This window comes from Acinetobacter sp. S-1, from assembly GCF_059579785.1.
Genome location: NZ_CM184207.1, coordinates 1,452,364 through 1,473,539, shown reverse-complemented (window position 1 = coordinate 1,473,539; position 21,176 = coordinate 1,452,364). Strand labels below are relative to the sequence as shown.

22 protein-coding genes and 1 pseudogene are annotated in these 21,176 nt (G+C 36.9%); 8 read left to right on the top strand and 15 right to left on the bottom strand.

Going from position 1 to position 21,176, the window contains the following annotated elements:
* The first annotated feature begins 108 nt into the window (after positions 1-108).
* Together AC52J8_RS07000 and AC52J8_RS06995 are read left to right on the top strand one after the other, a co-directional pair.
* Positions 109-618: a peptidylprolyl isomerase gene (locus AC52J8_RS07000; RefSeq protein ID WP_002122280.1), complete on the top strand. Its 510-nt coding sequence runs from the start codon at positions 109-111 to the stop codon at positions 616-618.
* Between the two features lie 15 nt (positions 619-633).
* Entirely contained in the window at positions 634-1,353 is a 720-nt protein-coding gene (locus AC52J8_RS06995) for a UDP-2,3-diacylglucosamine diphosphatase (RefSeq protein ID WP_086399556.1), read from the top strand.
* 7 nt (positions 1,354-1,360) lie between these two features.
* Here the strand turns inward: AC52J8_RS06995 and AC52J8_RS06990 are convergent, their stop codons facing one another.
* Complete coding sequence (locus tag AC52J8_RS06990) at positions 1,361-1,591, bottom strand: hypothetical protein (RefSeq protein WP_060464640.1); 231 nt, start codon at positions 1,589-1,591, stop codon at positions 1,361-1,363.
* A gap of 137 nt (positions 1,592-1,728) precedes the next feature.
* Here AC52J8_RS06990 and nfsB point away from each other — a divergent pair, with 137 nt between their 5' ends.
* Positions 1,729-2,382: an oxygen-insensitive NAD(P)H nitroreductase gene (nfsB, locus tag AC52J8_RS06985; RefSeq protein ID WP_014207095.1), complete on the top strand. Its 654-nt coding sequence runs from the start codon at positions 1,729-1,731 to the stop codon at positions 2,380-2,382.
* Positions 2,383-2,421: 39 nt separating this feature from the next.
* On the opposite strand, the gene AC52J8_RS06980 is transcribed toward nfsB, so the two are convergent.
* The 5 genes from AC52J8_RS06980 to tsaE form a co-directional block, all read right to left on the bottom strand.
* A complete protein-coding gene (locus AC52J8_RS06980; RefSeq protein WP_086399557.1) occupies positions 2,422-3,279 on the bottom strand; it encodes an EamA family transporter in 858 nt (285 codons plus the stop codon).
* 141 nt (positions 3,280-3,420) lie between these two features.
* Positions 3,421-3,933 (bottom strand): RNA chaperone Hfq, encoded by a 513-nt coding sequence (gene hfq, locus AC52J8_RS06975; protein WP_068557462.1) that lies wholly within the window; start codon positions 3,931-3,933, stop codon positions 3,421-3,423.
* A gap of 93 nt (positions 3,934-4,026) precedes the next feature.
* Positions 4,027-4,971: a tRNA (adenosine(37)-N6)-dimethylallyltransferase MiaA gene (miaA, locus tag AC52J8_RS06970; protein ID WP_014207098.1), complete on the bottom strand. Its 945-nt coding sequence runs from the start codon at positions 4,969-4,971 to the stop codon at positions 4,027-4,029.
* Between the two features lie 6 nt (positions 4,972-4,977).
* A complete protein-coding gene (mutL, locus tag AC52J8_RS06965) occupies positions 4,978-6,927 on the bottom strand; it encodes a DNA mismatch repair endonuclease MutL (RefSeq protein ID WP_086399115.1) in 1,950 nt (649 codons plus the stop codon).
* Positions 6,920-7,393, bottom strand: coding sequence for a tRNA (adenosine(37)-N6)-threonylcarbamoyltransferase complex ATPase subunit type 1 TsaE (gene tsaE, locus AC52J8_RS06960; protein ID WP_005068599.1), 474 nt, complete (start codon positions 7,391-7,393; stop codon positions 6,920-6,922). Before tsaE ends, mutL begins: the two co-directional genes overlap by 8 nt.
* Before the next feature lie 120 nt (positions 7,394-7,513).
* Here tsaE and AC52J8_RS06955 point away from each other — a divergent pair, with 120 nt between their 5' ends.
* The 3 genes from AC52J8_RS06955 (at position 7,514) to AC52J8_RS06945 (ending at position 9,383) form a co-directional block, all read left to right on the top strand.
* A complete protein-coding gene (locus AC52J8_RS06955; RefSeq protein WP_198912089.1) occupies positions 7,514-8,422 on the top strand; it encodes a pseudouridine synthase in 909 nt (302 codons plus the stop codon).
* A 110-nt stretch (positions 8,423-8,532) separates the two neighbouring features.
* Positions 8,533-8,841 carry a type II toxin-antitoxin system RelB/DinJ family antitoxin gene (locus AC52J8_RS06950; RefSeq protein ID WP_002122138.1) on the top strand — a complete coding sequence of 103 codons (309 nt, stop codon included), beginning with the start codon at positions 8,533-8,535 and terminating at the stop codon, positions 8,839-8,841.
* A 98-nt stretch (positions 8,842-8,939) separates the two neighbouring features.
* Complete coding sequence (locus tag AC52J8_RS06945; protein WP_002122286.1) at positions 8,940-9,383, top strand: GNAT family N-acetyltransferase; 444 nt, start codon at positions 8,940-8,942, stop codon at positions 9,381-9,383.
* On the opposite strand, the gene AC52J8_RS06940 is transcribed toward AC52J8_RS06945, so the two are convergent.
* Together AC52J8_RS06940 and AC52J8_RS06935 are read right to left on the bottom strand one after the other, a co-directional pair.
* A complete protein-coding gene (locus tag AC52J8_RS06940; RefSeq protein ID WP_086399117.1) occupies positions 9,376-10,080 on the bottom strand; it encodes a pseudouridine synthase in 705 nt (234 codons plus the stop codon). The genes AC52J8_RS06945 and AC52J8_RS06940 overlap by 8 nt on opposite strands.
* Positions 10,081-10,182: 102 nt before the next feature.
* On the bottom strand, positions 10,183-10,401 hold the full coding sequence (locus AC52J8_RS06935; RefSeq protein ID WP_002122273.1) for a hypothetical protein: 219 nt from the start codon (positions 10,399-10,401) through the stop codon (positions 10,183-10,185).
* Positions 10,402-10,651: 250 nt separating this feature from the next.
* Here AC52J8_RS06935 and AC52J8_RS06930 point away from each other — a divergent pair, with 250 nt between their 5' ends.
* A complete protein-coding gene (locus tag AC52J8_RS06930) occupies positions 10,652-11,104 on the top strand; it encodes a DUF441 domain-containing protein (protein WP_017480868.1) in 453 nt (150 codons plus the stop codon).
* 59 nt (positions 11,105-11,163) lie between these two features.
* On the opposite strand, the gene AC52J8_RS06925 is transcribed toward AC52J8_RS06930, so the two are convergent.
* Both AC52J8_RS06925 and AC52J8_RS06920 read right to left on the bottom strand, forming a co-directional pair.
* Complete coding sequence (locus tag AC52J8_RS06925) at positions 11,164-12,084, bottom strand: LysR family transcriptional regulator (protein ID WP_086399118.1); 921 nt, start codon at positions 12,082-12,084, stop codon at positions 11,164-11,166.
* A gap of 288 nt (positions 12,085-12,372) precedes the next feature.
* Positions 12,373-13,169, bottom strand: a pseudogene (locus tag AC52J8_RS06920) (DUF4198 domain-containing protein).
* Positions 13,170-13,382: 213 nt separating this feature from the next.
* Between AC52J8_RS06920 and AC52J8_RS06915 the strand changes: the two are divergent.
* Positions 13,383-14,582 carry an MFS transporter gene (locus tag AC52J8_RS06915; protein WP_086399120.1) on the top strand — a complete coding sequence of 400 codons (1,200 nt, stop codon included), beginning with the start codon at positions 13,383-13,385 and terminating at the stop codon, positions 14,580-14,582.
* Between the two features lie 26 nt (positions 14,583-14,608).
* Here the strand turns inward: AC52J8_RS06915 and AC52J8_RS06910 are convergent, their stop codons facing one another.
* The 5 genes from AC52J8_RS06910 to AC52J8_RS06890 all read right to left on the bottom strand — a co-directional run bounded on the left by AC52J8_RS06910 (position 14,609) and on the right by AC52J8_RS06890 (position 20,997).
* Positions 14,609-15,592 (bottom strand): ion transporter, encoded by a 984-nt coding sequence (locus tag AC52J8_RS06910; RefSeq protein ID WP_086399121.1) that lies wholly within the window; start codon positions 15,590-15,592, stop codon positions 14,609-14,611.
* Positions 15,593-15,707: 115 nt separating this feature from the next.
* Positions 15,708-16,142: a hypothetical protein gene (locus AC52J8_RS06905; RefSeq protein WP_005068573.1), complete on the bottom strand. Its 435-nt coding sequence runs from the start codon at positions 16,140-16,142 to the stop codon at positions 15,708-15,710.
* 229 nt (positions 16,143-16,371) lie between these two features.
* The gene (locus tag AC52J8_RS06900; protein ID WP_002119674.1) at positions 16,372-19,011 is read right to left on the bottom strand and encodes a bifunctional aconitate hydratase 2/2-methylisocitrate dehydratase; all 2,640 of its coding nucleotides are present in this window, start codon (positions 19,009-19,011) and stop codon (positions 16,372-16,374) included.
* 253 nt (positions 19,012-19,264) lie between these two features.
* Entirely contained in the window at positions 19,265-19,627 is a 363-nt protein-coding gene (locus AC52J8_RS06895; RefSeq protein WP_081038236.1) for a hypothetical protein, read from the bottom strand.
* Positions 19,628-19,761: 134 nt separating this feature from the next.
* Positions 19,762-20,997, bottom strand: coding sequence for a lactonase family protein (locus tag AC52J8_RS06890; protein WP_086399122.1), 1,236 nt, complete (start codon positions 20,995-20,997; stop codon positions 19,762-19,764).
* Positions 20,998-21,176: the final 179 nt, after the last annotated feature.

Below are 21,176 nucleotides of genomic sequence, written 5' to 3'. Positions count from 1 at the left end.
TTCACAAAGATTTTAACGTTTTTTACTTGCCTTGTAGTTTACAGTTTGCTTATGCTTCTCTCAACCAAAAACCCATGGTCATAAGCCCATGTTTAGGAGATTAATGTAATGAGTTTTCCTCAAGTCGAATTAAACACCAATAAAGGTCGTATTGTTCTTGAACTAAATACTGAAAAAGCACCAAAAACAGTAGCAAACTTTTTAGAATATGTACGTGACGGTTTTTATGACGGCGTTATTTTCCACCGTGTCATTGATGGCTTCATGATCCAAGGTGGCGGGATGGATGAAAACTTCAAAGAAAAAGCAACTCGTGATTCTATCGAAAACGAAGCTGACAATGGTTTAAGCAATGACGTTGGTACGATTGCTATGGCACGTACTCAAGCACCTCACTCTGCTTCTGCACAGTTCTTCATTAACGTAAAAAACAACTCTTTCTTAAACCATACCTCTAAAACTGCTCAAGGTTGGGGTTATGCTGTATTTGGTAAAGTTGTTGAAGGTATGGATGTTGTTGAAGCGATCAAAGGCGTTCGCACTGGCAACCGTGGTTACCACGCTGACGTTCCTTTAGAAAACGTGGTAATCGAATCTGCTAAAATTATTTCTGAATAATTTTAGGAATAAGCTGTGACCTATCTGTTTATCTCTGATTTACACTTGTCACCTGAACACCCTCGACTTGTTCGAGGGTTTTTAGATTTATTGGTGCATTATCAAAATAAACAAACACAGCTTTATATTTTAGGTGACTGGTTTAATGCTTGGATTGGCGATGATTACTCGGCACCATGGCTCGATGAAATTATTGAAGCATTAAAAGACTTTAACAAAAAAGGAAATCGGGTTTACTTTCAAGTAGGCAACCGTGATTTTGCTTTAAATCAAGTATTCCTCAATAAATTTAATGGTGTATTACTACCCGATATTTATTATCTCACTATTGCTGGACATCAGTACCGCCTAGAACATGGTGATGCACTATGTACAGATGATATTTCCTATCAAAGATTTAAAAAAATTATTAGAAACCCGCTCTTAGTCGCTTTTTTACGCCGTACACCACTGAGTTTTCGCACCAAACTGGTTAATGGTTTTCGAAAAAGAAGCTCCGCAGATAAACAGCAAAAAAGCTATGAAATTATGGATGTGAATGAACAAGCTGTTATTTCTGCTTTAAAAGATGCAGATATACTGATTCATGGGCATACCCATCGCCCTTCACTTCATAAGGTAGAAGCTAAACAACGAATTGTTCTTGGCGATTGGCGTGAAGATCAAGCTTATATTTTGGAAATTGATCCATCTTCAAATACGCAACAGCTTGAATTGATTATCTGGAATTATTAACTAAAAATTAGTTACTTTTTATTTGAACTTTCAATTCTTTAATTTTGTTATTTAAATCAAAATTGTAAATCGCACACATACTGGCAATAAATACAAATTTCCAGCTTATATGTGCATGATTGTGATACTCAATGTATAAAATCAAAAGACTCAAAATAAATGCAAAAATGATAAAGGCTTTAACGATTCTAAATTCTCGCAGCTTACTCTTTGCATCTGTTGGCATTAAATCAATCATTTTCAATAGATTACTAAAACTTTATATGAAATTATATTTCTTTATCAAACTACACAGGAAATGTTTTTGAATAAAATAGCGTATGATTGCAAAGATTAAATTCTCTTAATTGCTATAAAACTGATATGGAGTAAAGTATGGATTTATTAAATACGGTTAAAAGTCGCTATACAACAAAAGCGTATGATTCTGAAAAGAAAATTCCTCAAGAAAAAATTAAGAAATTATTAGAAATTTTACGTTTTACCCCATCTTCAGTAAATATTCAGCCTTGGCACTTTGTAGTTGCAGATAATCTTGCAGCTAAAGAACGAATCGCAAAAGCATTAACAGGAAAGTATGCTTACAATGCTCCTAAAGTACTTGAGTCATCACATACACTTGTATTCTGTACAAAAACGGATATTACATCTGAGTACTTAAATCAACTACTTGAGCAAGATGATTTAAGTGGCCGTTTTAAAGATGAAAAAGCAAAATTAGGTCAAAAAGATACTCGCCATGGCTACGTCGAGTTCTACCGAAATGAACAGAAAAATTTATTCGGGTGGATGGAAAATCAAACATTCATTGCTTTAGGACAGCTACTCTTTGCTGCGGGCTTAGAAGGCATCGATGCGACTCCAATGGGTGGATTTGATGAAGAAGTTCTAAATACTGAGCTAGGTTTAACTGAAAAAGGCTTACGAAGCTCTGTGATTGTTTCTCTAGGCTATCGCAGCGAAAATGACTTTAATGCTAAGCTTCCTAAATCACGTCTGCCAGATGAAGTGATTTTCACATATTTATAAAAATCTCTATAGTTCAAGAGATTCTATTCTCTTGAACTATCAAGCCATTGCGCTAGCTAAACAAACTACCCCACTTATTCCTAAAAGAATCCCCAAAATAGTAGGCCATTTTAATTTTTCTTTATATAAAATCACTCCGCTTAGAATTCCCAATAACACAACAAGAATATTCATGCTCGCAAAAACAATTGCAGGTGAATCTTTTAAAAGAATATGAGCTTTTACATATAAAGCAATATTTGAAAAATTGAGTATTCCTAATATTAACCCAGCTATCGTACTTTTAAACTGCCACTTTTGAGTCTTCTGTAGTAATAAATATGAAATCGACAATATAAAAGCTGTAATAAAAATAAGATTTAAAGTAAGTGTAAACTGAAGGCCTAAACTACTTGTATATTTTAAAAGAACATCTACTGCCGCATAACCACACCAAACACTTAATAAAGCAAGAATTGCTTTTCTAGATTGATGATTGGAAAAAGACTTCATTTGTCCAAATAAAACAAGTAAAACTGCAAGAATTCCTAAACCTATTCCCCATAGTTTTAATGCATTAAATTGCTCATGAAAAAAGAAATATGCTGCGAGCAAAGAAAGAACAACTGAAAGGCGCTGTGCAAGTTCAGTTTTAACAATTCCTGCATATTCTAGTGATTTAGCAAGACATAAAAAAATACTAGGTAAAATTACCCCCAAGGCAAGGATTAACCACCATGGAGTATGCACTATTGAAACATGTTGGATATCGGGCTGAAACCACAAAAAGCAAAGAAGACTAGCACTTGCATAGTTCCATGCAATCATCTGTAATGGCTGATAACCTTTTTTCTTTAAATTTTTTAATAGGATAGACACCAAGACACTGCTCAAAGCAGCAGCTAATATTAATATCATTAATTAAAGCCCTATCTATTTAAATATATTAGTCATCATGGCCAAATCGCTATCCATGACCGTTTAAATGCTTTGGATTAACTTTTAAATACACATAAAAAAACCAGTCATTATCTGACTGGCTTCTTTTTTAGATTTCAATTAACGATTATTTTCGTCGTCTTGACCATCTTCAAATTTAGAATCGTTGTCAAAACCACCTTGATGACCGCCGAAGCCGCCTTGGCCGCCGAAGCCACCTTGACCACCGAAGCCACCTTGACCACCGAAGCCACCGCCTTGACCACCGAAACCACCTTGACCGCCGAAGCCACCTTGAGCGCCACCGAAGCCGCCTTGAGCGCCACCGAAGCCACCTTGAGCGCCGCCAAAGCCGCTACCTTGACCACCAAAACCACCTTGAGTGCCGCCTTGTGCTGGGAAGCCTGTACCTTGTGCGCCTGCTGGACGTGGATTACGTGCTGGAACAACAGTTGAAATCGCGTGCTTGTAAACCATTTGACTTACAGTATTTTTTAATAAAACAACATATTGGTCAAAAGATTCAATATGACCCTGCAATTTAATACCGTTCACAAGGAAAATAGAAACAGGGATACGTTCTTTACGGAGAGAATTTAAGAACGGATCTTGTAAAGTTTGACCTTTAGACATTTTTAACTCCAAAAAAAATTTTTAAATCAGCGCAAAAAAACTATCTTTATTTTTCAACTAAAAATTATAAAAAGACAGTGTGCAAATTTTGCTTTATCCATAAGAGTTTCGCAAGTCTTCTTTCGCCTGCTTTATCGTCAAGTAAGTTTTAAAATCGTGTATTTCTTGCAAAGAACGTAACCACGTATATTGACGTTTGGCAAGTTGTCGTGTTGCAAATAAAGCTTTATCCTCCATTTCACGTTTACTTTTGAGACTTAAGTCACTTTTTAATAGAAATTCTAGTGCTTGTCGATAACCCACCGAACGCATTGAGGGTAAATTTTCATCTAAATCGTATTTTTCAATTAGAGCCTCAACTTCACTCAAAAAACCGATATCCCACATTTTGCTTAATCTTTGCTCAATGCGTTGATGTAATTCTACCCGATCTGGAAGTAAAGCGTAGTTATGAAATATGTATCGATATGGTACGTTTTTGGGTTGTTCTGCCTGCAATTTAGTGATTGGTTCACCCGTAATTTTATAAACTTCCAGAGCCCGAATAATTCGTTGCTTATCAGTTACATTAAACTTTATAGCGGCAGCAGGATCTACAGAAACCAGTTCATCATAAACCGCTTGCCATCCTTCGTTTAACGCTTTTTGTTCAATTGTTGCCCGAACTTCAGCATCAGCACTTGGTAAATTACCAGATAATCCTTCTAACAATGCCTTAAAGTACAACATTGTCCCTCCTACTAAAATAGGAGTTTTCCCACGTGAATGCATGTCATCAATTAATTTGCAGGAATCATCAACAAACTGAGCAGCTGAGTAAACTTCAAGAGGAGTAATAATATCAATAAGATGATGAGGATAGAGTTCTTGCTCTTCACGAGTTGGTTTAGCCGTGCCAATATCCATATCTTTATAGACAAGAGCGGAATCAACAGAAATTAGTTCAAAATTTCCACGCTCGTATAATTCACATGCCAAAGCGGTTTTCCCGCTCGCAGTTGGTCCCATTAAATTGATGACGGGCAATTGATTTGACATGTAAAACTACTCTCCTCGAGCAAATAATTTATCTAATTGAGATAATGGGAATGCACGCCAAGTTGGCCGCCCATGGTTACATTGGCTCGCAAATTCGGTTTGTTCCATTTGACGAAGTAAAGCATTCATTTCTGAAAGGCTGAGTTGTCGATGTGCGCGCACTGCCCCATGACATGCCATTCCCGCTAACAACTCATCTCTTTTTTGAAGTAATCCTTGTGCTTCATCATTTGGATCTAAATCATTTAAAAGCTCTGGAATAAGATTTTCAAAATCAGCTTTTTGTAATATGGCTGGCACACCGCGAACAATAACTTGCTCATCACCATATAAATCAATTTCCAAACCTAAGCGCTCAAGCTGAGGTTTTAGTTCTTCGACCCTAACAGCTTGCATACGGCTAATAGAAATCACCTTAGGTATAAGCAGTTGCTGAGATGTCCAAAATTCAGGTTTATCCCAAGCATTTTTCATTTGCTGTAATAAAATACGTTCATGTGCCGCATGCATATCAACAATAATAAGCCCTTCTGTATTCTGAGCTAAAATATAAATTCCATGCAGTTGAGCAATTGCGATACCTAATGGAAATTCATCTACTTTAGCAACTGGCTCAACATCCTCATTTACCGAAAAACTAGCAGGTTGTTCGCGAAGTGGAGCTAAATAAGTTTTTAAAGCATTATTTAATTGAGCAGAACCATTATATTTTGGTGTTTGATCTGCATAGTGAATAGCTTGCGGACGACTAGCGTTAAAATCCGTTAATAATTCTGTCGGTGCATGCTGGGTTCGTGCTTCACTGTCTGAATTTAAAGTTTCATTTGCGCGGTGCAATGAGAATTGTTCTTGATATTTGGGCTGAGGTTGTACTGAATAATCTGAGCTTTCATCCGCTTTCATCGCTTGAGCTAGATCAGCACTCGCTGTCTGAAATTGTGCGAGAGTTTCTTTTGCGTAATGCCTTACAAACTCATGCACTTCTCTTTGATTTAAAAATCGAATCTCATGTTTGGTCGGATGAACATTGACATCAATATTCTCAGGATCAACTTCTAAAAAAAGTAAATAAGATGAATGCTGGTGGCCATGTAAAATACCATCATAGGCCATGCGTAGCGCATGCGAAATCGTTTTATCTTTGACAATACGACCATTTACATAGACATATTGCATATCCGCTTGTGCACGTGCATCTGAGGGATGGCCTAGCCAACCCGATAAACGCATGCTAATACTTTCGGCATCAATCCAATATGCATTTTGTACGAATTGCGACCCTAATAATTGTTGAACTCGCTGAAAACGTAGTTCCCCACTATCTGCTATAGGTAAATTAATTCTAATATTATCATTGTGCTCAAGCACAAACCGTATATCGAAATGTGTTAGAGCCAGACGACGCACAATCTCTTCAATATGACCAAATTCTGTAGTTGGTTTTTTTAAGAATTTACGGCGCGCAGGAACATTAAAAAATAAATCCTGAACACGAATATGGGTGCCCTTTTGAGCAGCAACAGCTTGTACTTCTTGATGATCAAATGCTGTACCATTTACTTCAACTTGATGACCAATACCACTTTCATCTTGGCTACTGGTCAAAGTCAATCTTGAAACCGCAGCAATCGAAGCTAAGGCTTCCCCACGGAACCCCAAACTCACAATCGCATGTAAATCTTCAGCAGTTTTAATCTTACTTGTGGCATGACGCATGACAGCAAGCGCTAAATCATCCGGATGAATACCATGCCCATTATCAATGATTTCGATTAAAGTCGAACCACCTTGAGCAATCCGTACAATCAGCTCAGTTGCACCTGCATCAATTGAGTTTTCTAATAATTCTTTGACCACAGAAGAAGGACGCTCAATCACCTCACCTGCTGCAATCTGGTTCGCTAACGCTGCGTCTAATGTATGAATACGACGTTGTGTTAGCTTTTCATCAGTCATGAAGCTGTTCCTGCAAAGTCTGGTATAAATTTTCTGTTGGTAAAGTTAACGTTACTAAACGAGTCAACTCATCATCTGACTTTTGAATGTCAATGATGATATCCGCTTGTGGAATCTCATCACCACCTTTAGAGGGCCATTCAAATAAAAATAATGCATCTGTAATATCTAAATAATCACGAATTCCCATTAATTCAAGTTCATAGGGATCATTCAAACGATATAAGTCAAAATGAAAAATTTCTTTATCATTAATTTTATACGGCTCAACAAGCGTATAAGTTGGGCTTTTAACAGAGCCTTTGTGGCCCAAAGCCTGTAAGAAATAGCGCGTAAGTGTGGTTTTACCCGCACCTAGGTCCCCGATTAAATAAATTACACCCGACTGAACATGCTGCGCCAAAGCTCGAGCTAGACGCTCAGTATCTTCTTCATGATTTAAGACCAATTTCAATGAATACGACATAGCACACATAACATGATTCAAAATAATCGATATGATAACATTGCCCTGCCTTAAAAGCCTACTTAAGCCCTAGAAGTTGGCTTTTTTTATATCAATTTTCTTAAATATTCACACTTTCTTATGTCTAGTCCGAATGATTTTTTGCCACCTATGATTGATGGTGTAAGCGCAAGCCAAGTTTATCTTCCTCAACAAAAAGACACTCAAACGATTTATGAGTATCTCTGTGGTCACTTTGCACATATTAGAACAGATGAGTGGAAACAAAGATTTCAAGACGGGCTTATTTATGGGGCAAATGGACAAAAACTAACATTAGATAGTCCATACCAAAGTAATAGTCATATTTTTTATTATCGATTTCTTGCATATGAACCACATGTACCTTTTGAGCATCAAATTTTATTTGAAAATGATGATTTATTAGTGGTCGATAAACCACATTTTTTAACGATTAGCCCGACAGGACAATATGTTCAAGAAACGCTTTTAGTGCGGCTAAAAAAACAAACAGGAAATGAATTTTTAACCCCTATTCATCGTCTAGATCGTGAAACTGCTGGTATTGTTCTATTTTGCAAACGGGTTGAGTCGCGTGGTATTTACCAACAATTATTTGCAGAGCGCCAAGTCAATAAAATTTATCACGCTGTTGCACCTTATAAAAAAGATTTAAATTTTCCTCAGACATTACACTTGCATTTAGATAAAGGTCATCCTTTTTACACTATGCAAGTTATAGAAAATGCAAAAGCCAATACCCAGACTGATATTGAGCTTATCGAGCATAACCAGATTTGGGCAAAATATCGCTTAACACCGACAACGGGCAAACAGCACCAACTTCGCGTGCATCTTAATTACTTAGAAATTCCGATTAAAAATGATCCATTTTATCCCGTAGTTCAGCACAAAGCTGAGGATGACTTCTCGGAACCATTACAGCTTCTGGCTAAGCATATTTCATTTACAGACCCCCTCACCAAAGAGGGAATGTCTTTTAATTCCGAGTTTGAATTGACATTGTAATGTAACCGTAATGACAAAAAGATTATTTTTTATGCCGAAAAGCATTGAAATTACATTGCGATGGTTTAAAATAAATTCCTAAAAATTAAAATCATTTGGTTTTGTTATTCATGCGAAAAACAGAAGTTTATCAGGTTCGACTTGACTCCCAAGAAAAAAAGCAGGCTTTTGCTGTTTTTAAACAACTGGGAATTACCCCTGCCCAAGCAGTACGACTTTTTTTTAAACAGGTCGTATTAACTAAATCTATTCCTTTTGCGATTGAAAATCAGAATATTAATATGGAACAATTATTAAAGCTGAGAAAAGCAAAAGCATCTTCATTAAACCAAAATTCATCAACTTTAGCTGAAGATGATGACCATGAAGATTTATTTGAAGAGTTGAATGCCCTTCTTGGTGAAAGCGACAAAACTTAACACTGTTGCATTTATAAACAAGTTTTAACGTCAAAAAGCTCTTTTTTTCGTTATGCTCTCTTTGTAAAAACATAATGATAAGTTACAAGGAGTGCCAAATGATCGTTAGACGAGCGACTTTTGAAGATTTAGAGCAACTCGCCGTTTTATTTGATGAATATCGCCAATTTTATGGGGCCTCTTCTAATTTTAATGAATCACTTCACTTCCTAAAACAACGTTTTGAGAATAGAGAAAGTGTGTTCTTCATTCATATTAAAGACGATAAAATTACGGGTTTTATTTTACTCTACTTAGGTTTTTCTTCAGTTGCTTGTTCAACTTACTATATTTTAGATGATGTCTATGTTACGCCTGTTTTTCGTCGTCAAGGTTCTGCTAAACAGCTAATCGATACAGCAATCTTATTTGCAAAGCAAGAGAATGCTTTGCGGATTAGTTTGGAAACTCAAAGCAACAATCATGAATCTCATCGCTTATATGAACAAATGGGATTTATTCGAGATAGTGAGTTCCAAACTTTTCATTGTTTTCTCAAATGATATTTTGAGCGAGCTGTTTTTGTTGTTCAGATAAATAAACCCACTCACCATCTTCAAGTTCAGGTAAAGCCAATTGCCCGACTTGATGGCGATGTAATGCTTCTACCTTATTTCCCACAGCTGCAATCATTCTTTTTACTTGATGATAAACACCTTGATGAATCGTCATGGTTAATTGATGCGTTTCTAATATCGCTACATCCGTTGCAGCGAAAACACCTTTTTCCTGATGCAAACTTACGCCTTGACTCAACATTTCAATTTGTTCAGGTGTGACTGGATCTATAGTCGTAACATGATAAACCTTTGGAACATGCTTACGGGGATGAGTTAAAGCTTGAAGATATTTACCATCATCGGTAAGCAAAAGTAAGCCAGTTGTATCTTGATCTAGACGGCCAATGGCTTGCACACCACGTTGAATCATGATTTCCGGTAAAAGACTAAACACACTTTGATGATGGTGAGGTTGGTGTGAACATTCAAAACCTTTCGGTTTTTTTAGCGCAAGATAAACTTTTTCTCGATATTGATAAGTTTCCCCGAAAAGAGAAAATTCTAAATTTTCTGGAGAGAATTGCATTTTGAGATCATCTGCAACCTCTCCATCAACACTTACAGATCCGTTTTTTATTAACTGCTGACAATATTTACGAGAACCAAACCCTTGTGATTGTAAAATTTTTTCCAGCAGCATGAAGTTTTCTCATTAGAACTAAGCTGTTATTTTAACGTAGTTTCCATTTTTTACTAAACACTACTCGCTACTGTTTTCATCTACTTGAACTAGCTCGCACCCTTACTCTTCAACGACTCGATAAATATTTTCGTTCTGTTCGCTTTCAAATAATAATTCGGTAGTAGGCAAAATAATTTCATTATCAACAATAATATGCTCAATTCGTTGGCTTAGTTTTAAAGATTCATTTTCATGTTCCACTAAATTTTTCTTTAGTTGTGCTTTTGCATCATGAATCTTATCAAACTGATCTTTGATCTTGATATCTATAATGTCCATAAAAATATCCCGTACTCATGAGTAATGATTATTTTTATATCATAATTTTTAAACACTATAATTTTTAACTTGTTAATTTATATAACATTGTGTCCAAGCGTAACCAAAAATTAAAACTCCTTATCATTGAGAGATATACACTCAATTTTTAATTAAGAAGAGCTGAAATCAGCTGTATCTTTTAAAGCTTTCACATTCCAACTCTTAAATATTATACAATTCCATTTATTTATAATGCCCTCCGCTCGCCATGCTTGCCCAATTTGATGTTAATTTAGTTGTTCTACTCGTTCTGCTTGTCTGCGGCTTATTAAGTCAAAATGCAGCTGTAACTATTGCAGCAGGTGTGTTGATTGTCGTTAAAATCACACCATTAAATGAGTTTTTCCCTTATATTCAAGCTCATGGTCTTAATTTAGGAATTCTTATTTTAACCATTGGCGTACTCACTCCAATTGCCAGTGGGAAACTCAGTGGAGAGAGTATTTTAAAATCCTTTATTAGTGTTAAGTCTATTATGGCTATCGCAATTGGCCTGTTAGTCGCCTGGCTAGGTGGTCGCGGAGTAAAACTAATGTCGAGCCAGCCCGACGTGGTTGCAGGTTTACTGATTGGTACAGTTGCTGGTGTCGCTTTACTCCGTGGTGTACCAGTCGGCCCTCTAATTGCGGCAGGCCTACTCTCTTTATTCATTGGCAAATAAGAAATTGACATAAAAAAGGTGCAATAAAGTACCTTTTAACACTTAGGCTAAATTATTTTTTAGCCAGAATAATAAGCGTTTCGCTTTAAAGAAAACTTTTCTAACTGCTTTAAAAATCCTTCAAAATAACTTTTCTCTTTTTCTTCAGTTCGATAGCCCGCATATAAAGTTCGTCTTAAACCTGTTGGTGAAACACAATCTAAACGACGACTAGTAACCCATCCCTTTTGTTCATACTCATTCACTACCCAATCAGGTAAAGCAGCAATACCTCGTCCACTTGCAACGAGTTGAATAAGCATTTGGGTTAAATCAGTTGTCCGTATTTGTTTAGGCTGAATATTCGCAGGGATGAAAAGTTTAGACATAATATCTAAACGGTGCTTATCTACCGGATAAGTAATTAAAACTTCTTCGGCCAACTCTTGAACTGTAATATTTTCAGCCCGCACCAAAGGGTGAGTATTTGATAAGACTAACCGTGACTCATATTCAAAAATCGGAAAATACTCAATTCCTTTTAACGCGATTGGGTCAGCTGTAATCAATAAATCAAATTCTGCATTTTGTAAGAGTTCATGTGGATTAGCTTCAAACCCCGAAGCAAAGTCTAAATCGACGTCAGGATATTGCTGGCGATACTGATTTAATAAAGGCATTAACCAGTCAAAGCAACTATGGCATTCCGATGAAAAAATAATTCTACCTGTCTGTCCATGCACAATACGTGTGATATCACTATGTGTAATCTGGATTTGTGGTAAAATATCATCAGCCAATTTTAATAAGCGCTGTCCAACATTAGAAAAACTAACAGGTCTACTTCGACGATTAACTACTTCTACTCCATACCAATGATCTAATTCTTTTAATTGATGAGAAATAGCAGATGGCGTTAAACAAAGATCATTTGCTGCCGAAACTAATGAACCATGCTCGCGTAAAGCAACTAGAGTTTTAAGGTGGCGTATTTCTAACATGGGCCCCAGCCTAAAAAACAGATTTATCTATAAATGGTTAAAGCTCATCTTTGCTTTTCCATAAAAATTTCGACAAATCCTTATTAATGAATTTTATTCACTTTAACATAAAATTAGTTAGTTTGTCTCAACATGAATTTTATTTTATTATCTTTTACTTGCAATGAATTTTTATTTCCTCTGAAACTAAAGTGAAATTAAACGTTTTAATGAAGTTTTTTTAATGAGCAAGAATATGAAAACTAAAAATAGGCCTAATAAAGACCTATTTTTATAAAACACTAAAAACTATTGCGCTAAAACATTTAAGCTAATAATCGTATAACTCTGATCTTTAGGTTTTAATTTCAAATTTAGAGGAGCTGTTACTTCTACTAAATACTCTCCAGCTTTTGGAAACGTAAGCTCAACTTGACCGTTGCTTTCTGCCTTAAACTGCTGCGCTTGCTTGTCAGTTGCACCCTTTTCTCTTAAATTCACTTCAGCATAGCTAAAGGTTGTCCTTTTTCAGTTATGGTTAATTTAACAGGTTGAGCAGCTTTAATCTGGTTTGGATGTACAGAGAAACTAACTTTAATCGGTGTATTCGGAAGTTGAATATCTGAAACTTTTCCTTTAGAAAGATAACTCTGCAATATCCACTCACGTGTTAATTGTTCTGTTTTAATTGTTTTTGTTTTAAGGTCAGTCGGAATCAAATATTCACGTTCTGCTTTCGGTGGAGCTTTATCAGCTGGCATATCAAAAAATAAATGCCATGCTTTTTGGTCGTATACATATTTCAAAGGATAACTTGCCTGAGTTTGAACAATGTATGTGCCTTCTTCAGGTAGATCTACATCAAAAACAGTAGCAGACTTATGCAGGGCTTCTGAATTGATGGTTTTAAGCTCATTTTTAGGTGTAATTACAGTAAGCTTAGCATCCTTTAAAGCATATTCACTATTTAATGCTTCTTCCGTATAACCAGCAATTACGGGTACTTGAGTCTGTTCAGTTTTATAAGCTACAGGAGCTACATAAGGTTCATGAGCAAAGCCTGTTGTACATATCAATGCAAGTGACGTCATTAGAAATCTATTCATTATTACAAAATCCTGTTATACGCAAAGTTAAAAATTTCAGACAAAATATAAGCGGATACAGTATACACAAATAAAAATAATTCTTATTATCATTAATAAATTTAATTTTACTTTAAAAAGAAATACGTAATCTTTCTCTCAATATTTTAGTTTTTTATTATTCTGTTCTCTTTTCCCTTATACTTCTCTTTTTGAGTCTTGCTTTAACTTATTATGGCGTCCCCGCACTCTCCTCTTTCCACACCTCAACATTACTCTCTCTTTTTAGCAATTTTCTCACTCGCTGTAGGTGGTTTTTGTATTGGAACCACTGAATTCGTCGCAATGGGACTGATTCAGGAAATTGCAAATAATTTAAATATTACAGTACCTGAAGCTGGTCACTTTATTAGTGCTTATGCATTGGGTGTAGTTATTGGTGCTCCTATCATCGCTATTCTCGGAGCCAAAGTACCTAGAAAAACTTTATTGCTCGGCTTAATGCTGTTTTATGGTGTTGCGAATGCCTGTACTGCTTTAGCTCATACACCTGAAACTGTTTTAATCTCACGTTTCATTGCAGGTTTACCACACGGAGCATATTTTGGAGTCGGTGCGTTAGTTGCAGCTGAACTAGCGGGTCCGTCAAGAAGAGCTTCTGCAGTCGCCCAAATGATGATGGGGCTTACAGTCGCAACTGTCATTGGTGTTCCTTTAGCAACTTGGTTAGGTCAAAACTTTGGCTGGAGAGCAGGTTTTGAGTTTTCAGCAACTATTGCTTTCGTCACTTTAATTGCTGTTGGCTTCTTTGTACCCAATATCCCAGTTCAAGCTACTGCCAGTATAAAAACTGAATTAGCTGGCCTTAAAAATATCAATATGTGGTTAACACTAGCAGTGGGTGCAATCGGTTTTGGAGGCATGTTTTCAGTTTATAGCTATGTCTCACCAATTTTGACTGAATACACACAAGTTAATATCCAAATCGTTCCTATCGCTTTAGCTATCTGGGGTATAGGTATGGTTATTGGTGGCTTAGCGGCAGGATGGCTTGCAGATAAGAACCTCAACAAAACTATAGTAGGTGTATTAATTAGCTCAGCTATCGCTTTTGTTGTCGCTAGTTTTTTAATGAGTAATATTTATACTGCCATCGCATCTTTATTTTTAATTGGTCTCACGGTAATGGGGTTAGGCGGAGCATTACAAACTCGTCTAATGGATGTTGCAGGTGATGCCCAAACTTTAGCTGCCTCACTCAACCACTCTGCATTTAATATGGCCAATGCATTAGGTGCATTTTTAGGGGGCTGGGTACTCAGTCACCAAATGGGTTGGATCGCTCCAATCTGGGTAGGTTTTGTTTTAAGCCTTGGCGGTCTAATCATTTTACTTATCGCATTTGCAGTAGAAAAAGCCAGCAAAAAAGCTTAATGAAAGAAAAGGCTAACTTATTACTTCTAATCAGTTAGCTTTCCACCACAATGTGGGCAATAACATTTTTTCTCTCGGACCGACTCTTCTTCTTCTAATACTTTTTCACGCATAATTTGAATAATCAGGTTATGCGCTTGCTCTTTTGGCAATCCTACTTTTTGACGGACCCGCTCTATTTCAATTTCATCATGTAAAATATCAATACCTCGTGCTTGAAGTAACTCACGAAACTCTTGCTCTAGTCTCTGATTCCGTTGATTAAGCTCATTTGCAAGTCCAGACGCCAAAATACCAGCTGGTAATGCTGCAATACCTACACCCAAAATAGTAATAAGCGCCCCTAATAACTTCCCTAGGCTAGTTACAGGAGTGACATCGCCATACCCCACTGTAGTTAAGGTAACCACTGCCCACCACATAGATTTAGGTATTGAACTAAAAGCTTCTGGCTGAGCTTTGTTTTCAACCACATAAATTCCAGAAGCAGTCATAATAATCATGATAATTAAAATAAAGATAACTGCTTGAAAAGATCCCTTCTCGCGTTTAATCACACATAACAATATCTGTAGCGAGATAAAATAACGTGTTAATTTTAATAAACGAAGTAAACGTAAAATCCGAAGCATACGAAGATCGATTCGTACAAAGAAATTCAGGTAAGCTGGCAAAATTGCCATCAAATCAATAATTGCTTCCCCACTTTTCATCCAATTCAAGCGGGTTTTCCATACGGATTGTGTCGTATCTCGATCTGCAACACTCCACAACCTTAATAAATACTCAATACTAAAAATTGCGATTGAAACATTCTCAAAGTAGTCAAACCAAATACGATAATTTGAGTACAAATCATTTACTGTTTCCAATAAAACAGCAGCAACGTTACCAATAATTAAAATAACTAAAAAATAGTTAATGCATTTACTTACCGTCGTTTCATAGTCATGGTTGTGAAGATTATTATAAAAAAACTTACGTAATCTCTTCCAAACTGAATTAGGCATATTGATCTGACCACTTAATATTGTAGATATAGTAAGCTCATCGCCTCTATTCACCAATATCGTCTCTAACAATTTTTGTTTTACTTACCCCAAGATTTAAGCCTTAATTTTTTCATCAATTCGTGGCTACACATCGAAATTCATTCTCTTCCCACCACATCACATCGTAGATGCCTGGATGCGATTTTAAGATAATATTTATATAATTTTGCAACACCATAATATGATGAGTAATATCAATTTTTCTAAATAGGAATTTTCTTAAAATCGGAGTATTTGGAGAAATAAAAATTGCGAATCCATTACTATATTCTTCATAAACACTAATTCCGAGATACATTGTTATTTCAGCTAAGGGAATCTCAATTTCCCACCCCCAGCTTTCACTATATAACTCTACATTTAAATGATATCTATTCTTTAATATACTAAAAATATATTGTGCAATATCTTCAGTTTTTTGAACTAAAATACCACCTTCATCAGCATAAGTTTTTTGGTCATATAATTGATAATCATCAAATTTAAATTCAACAATTGTCTTTAGCATTCTTAAGTTCCCTATATAAAATACTCATATTTTTTTTAATTATTTTCAAGTTCGTTCAAATATTTTAAAACAAAAATCAATTTAATATCTAGAGTAATATTTATTTTTACATTTTCATTAAATAAAATTTGATCTATTTATTATTTTCTAAGTCTAATAATGTACAAAGTCTCATTTAAAATAAAAAGGAGCTGAATAATCAGCTCCTTTTTTGTACTAAATCGACGTATTAAGTCAATTGAGCAGCTTGGATTTTCTTAGTATCAACTTGATCAGCTTCTTTAGTATATTCACTCATCTTGTCGAAGTTTAAGTATTTGTAGATGTCAGCAGAAGCGCTGTCGATTTGCGACGCGTACTGTTGATATTCTTCTGGGCTTGGTAATTTACCAAGAACCGCAGCTACAGATGCAAGCTCCGCAGACGCTAAGTAAACGTTTGCGCCTTGACCTAAACGGTTCGGGAAGTTACGAGTAGAAGTCGATACACAAGTTGTGTTCGGCGCTACACGTGCTTGGTTACCCATACATAATGAACAGCCCGGCATCTCTGTACGTGCACCAGCACGGCCATAGATGTTGTACAAGCCTTCTTCCATTAATTGGTGCTCGTCCATACGAGTTGGTGGAGCCAACCATAAACGAGTAGACAATGAGCCACCAGGTACTTTGTCAAGTAACTGACCAGCTGCACGGAAGTGACCGATGTTCGTCATACAAGAACCGATGAATACTTCATCAATCTTGTCGCCTTGAACGTCAGAAAGAAGTTTCGCGTCATCTGGATCGTTCGGGCAACAAAGAATTGGTTCTTTGATGTCAGCTAGATCGATTTCGTAAACTTTTAGGTATTCTGCATCAGCATCAGCTTTTAACAAGCTTGGGTTATCTAACCACTTCTGCATGTTTTCAGCACGACGCGCAAGTGTACGTGCATCGCCATAACCTTCTGCGATCATCCACTTCAACATCGTGATGTTAGAACGTAGGTATTCAGCAACTTTCTCTTCAGAAAGTGTGATTGAACAGCCAGCAGCAGAACGTTCAGCAGAAGCATCAGAAAGTTCGAATGCTTGCTCAACAGTCAAGTCATTTTCCATTTCTGATAAATCGATCTCAAGGATACGACCAGAGAAGATATTTTTCTTACCTTTCTTCTCTACAGTTAAATCACCCGCTTGAATTGCGTAGTAAGGAATTGCATGTACAAGGTCACGTAAAGTGATACCAGGTTGCATTTTACCTTTAAACTTAACAAGTACAGATTCAGGCATATCAAGTGGCATAACACCAGTTGCTGCTGCGAACGCAACAAGACCAGAACCCGCTGGGAATGAAATACCGATTGGGAAACGAGTATGTGAGTCACCACCAGTACCTACTGTATCTGGAAGTAACATACGGTTTAACCAAGAGTGGATAATACCGTCACCTGGACGTAAAGATACACCACCACGGTTCATGATGAAGTCAGGTAATGTATGGTGAGTTGTTACGTCAACTGGTTTTGGATACGCAGCAGTGTGACAGAAAGACTGCATCACCAAGTCAGATGAGAAGCCCAAGCATGCTAAGTCTTTTAACTCGTCACGAGTCATTGGACCTGTCGTATCTTGAGAACCAACTGTAGTCATTTTAGGTTCACAGTAAGTTCCTGGACGGATACCTTGACCTTCTGGTAAACCACATGCGCGGCCAACCATTTTTTGAGCTTGTGTGAAGCCTTTGCCAGTGTCAGCAGGTTGTACTGGAGTACGGAACAATGTAGAAGGTGCAAGACCTAGTTCTTCACGTGCTTTAGCAGTTAAACCACGACCAATGATCAAGTTAATACGACCACCCGCACGTACTTCGTCTAAAAGTACTGGAGTTTTAAGATCTGCTTCAGAGATTTGTACGCCATCTTTAAAAGCAGTTACTTTTGCAGCAGCATGGTCAATTTTCAATACTACTTCGTCGCCCATGTTCATGTTAGCAACGTCGATTTCTACAGGTAATGCACCTGCATCTTCCATAGTATTGAAGAAAATTGGAGCGATCTTAGAACCTAAGCACACACCACCGTCTTTTTTGTTTGGAATATGTGGAAGTTCATCACCAAAGAACCAAAGAACAGAGTTAGTTGCAGACTTACGGCTTGAACCTGTACCAACAACGTCACCAACGTAAGCAACTTGATTGCCTTTCGCGATAAGTTCTTTAATTTGGCTTAATGGACCAACTTCACCTGGTTTTTCAGGGTTGATACCATCACGCTCGTTTTTCAACATTGCATTTGCATGTAATGGAATGTCTGGACGGCTCCAAGCATCTTGAGCTGGAGACAAGTCATCAGTGTTTGTTTCACCAGTTACTTTGAACACAGTGATTTTGATTTCTTCTGGAACGTCAGGACGGCTAGTGAACCATTCTGCTTCAGCCCAAGATTGTAAAACAGCTTTAGCAGCTGCATTACCAGCTTTTGCTTTATCTGCTACATCATGGAATGCATCAAATACAAGAAGAGTTTTCTTTAATGCTTCAGCAGCTAAGCCTGCAAGTTCGGCATTGTCAAGAAGTTCAACAAGTGGTGCTACGTTATAACCACCTAGCATAGTGCCAAGTAAGTAAACTGCACGTTCTTTAGAAACGAGTGGTGAAGTTGCTTCGCCTTTTGCAATCGCTGCCAAGAATGCTGCCTTTACGTAAGCTGCTTGGTCAACACCTGCAGGAACACGGTTTTCAAGCAAATCTACCAAGAACGCTTCTTCGCCTGCTGGTGGATTTTTTAATAGTTCAACAAGCTGAGCTGTTTGAGCGTCATCAAGTGGCTTCGGTGGGACTCCGAGTGCGGCACGTTCTTCAACGTGTTGGCGGTAAGCTTCTAGCACGGTGTTCATTCCTCTTTTTTTGAAAAATTACTTGCAAATTCCAGCTTTCTTAAAAGCTTCACAAGTAATATGGACTACAAAAGTTTACTAGAGTTCAAGGTAAAAGTTAATGAGCGCGGGGTGTTTCTCCGTGATGCCCATTATTTTGTATCTAAATACCTGTGTTTAAATAATGAGCATATTAGGCAAAATTGAGCTATTTTTAAGCAAAAATAGCTTCAGCCAGATGAAAATTCAATAACCTCATCCACAATTAGAATGATTTATATTTTGGCATTTTGTCATGAGGGGTTGCCAAACATTCATCCATCATTTGCTTTCTAACTTTTTCTTGGATTGCTTGAGGATCTTTTGTCAGTTCTTCTTTTGGAATTGCATAAACTTTTTCAATAACATTAAGAATGAATTTTTTAGTTATCTCATCTTCAATCTTATTTGCATGCTCGACAGCCTGAGTTTTTTCAATTGCTTGCTGACGATCAAAAACAATACTTCTTGCAGCATTTCCTACGCTAGTACAAAAGCCATGCCACTGCTCTTCTGGTGTTAATGGTTTCTTTTCTGAACAACCTACAAAGAGCAAACTCATTGCAATCAATAAAAACTTTTTCATCATTTCACTACACTAATTATTGCTGTCCATATCATACGGAAAATCATCGTTTTTGCCAAAACTGCTATAAAAAACCGAGATCACAAAATCTCGGTCTTTTGTATTAAGCACTAGAAAGGTCAGTTTCATGTTTTGGATTAATTAAAGAATTTAATATCCGTAGGTGTTGATATTTTTGCTGCATCGCCAGCTGGTTTTAAGGTGCCATTTTTTGCATCAAAACGGAATAAACTAATATTGTTACTATAAACATTGGTTACATATAGATATTTACCAGATGCATCAAATGAGAAAGCACGTGGTTCAATACCATTCGCTTTATAAACAACTGGCTTAGCTAGCAATCCATTCTGTTGGATTTTAAATACTAAAAGTTTGTTGTCTGCCCCTCGATTGGCAGCAATCACATATTTACCATTTGGGCTAAGGATAATTCCACTCGCACTCTTAAATTCAGGTGTTTTGTCCTCGTGGATTAGTTTTAGCTCAGCCACTTTTTTCAAATGACCATCTTGCACGTTAAATGTCACAATTTCACTTCGCATTTCTGCGGTAACATACGCATGTTTGCCATTTGGTGAAAAGACCATATGACGCGGGCCAGAACCATGCTTAAAAATTACATCGCGGTTAGTATCCGCTTCGAGTGGCTGAGCTTTATTTGGGTTATAACGAAACGCATAGACTTTGTCATTTCCAAGATCGCTAGCATATAAATATTTACCATCTGGACTGAAAGTTGTCGAATGAGCATGTCCACTTTCTTGGCGGCCTTTGACGTGGCCAGAACCTTCCTCAAAAACAATATTTTGTACTTTTTCACCCAAATGGCCATTTGGTAAAATTGGCAAAACAGCCACACCACCACGGCCTTTATCGAACGCTGAATAGTTCGACACAAACAGGAACTGACCATCTAAACTGATTGTTGCATGTGTTGGATGTCCACCATGACTATCCACTGTGTTCAACACTTCCACCTTTCCGTTTTGAATAGATAATGCGGTCACCGCACCTTCGTTTTCTTCATTTGTTGTATATGCAAAACGGCCATCTTTCGATTTCACAATCCAAGAAGGACTTTTCATTTTCAACACTTTAACAGGAGTTAAAGTTCCATCCTTATTCACTTGAAGCTGGTACAAACCTTCACTAGCTTGTTTTGGTTTTTGCGCAAGCGGTGCATTAGGAATTGATGTCCATGTTCCTACTAAAGCAATTTGTTGTTGTGCAGCATTTACGGTGGAGCACCATCCAAATGACAAAAGCGTCAATGACAATGTTGCTGTTAATTTTTGAATTAGGCCACGATATTTAATGTTGATATCGTTTTCCTTGCCATTTTTAATTTCAACATAAGTATTTATATTCACTACTATATCCTTGAAAAAACCCACCTTATTTGCATTTATCAACAAGGTATATCAATCTAATTTCATTTAATGTTTCTGAAAACTAATTTATAAAACAGCAATTTTCAAGTGAATTTTCTTTAATCAATACCTATCCAAGGCTTCCTTACTCTTAAGAGAAGCGATACTTTAAATCATAA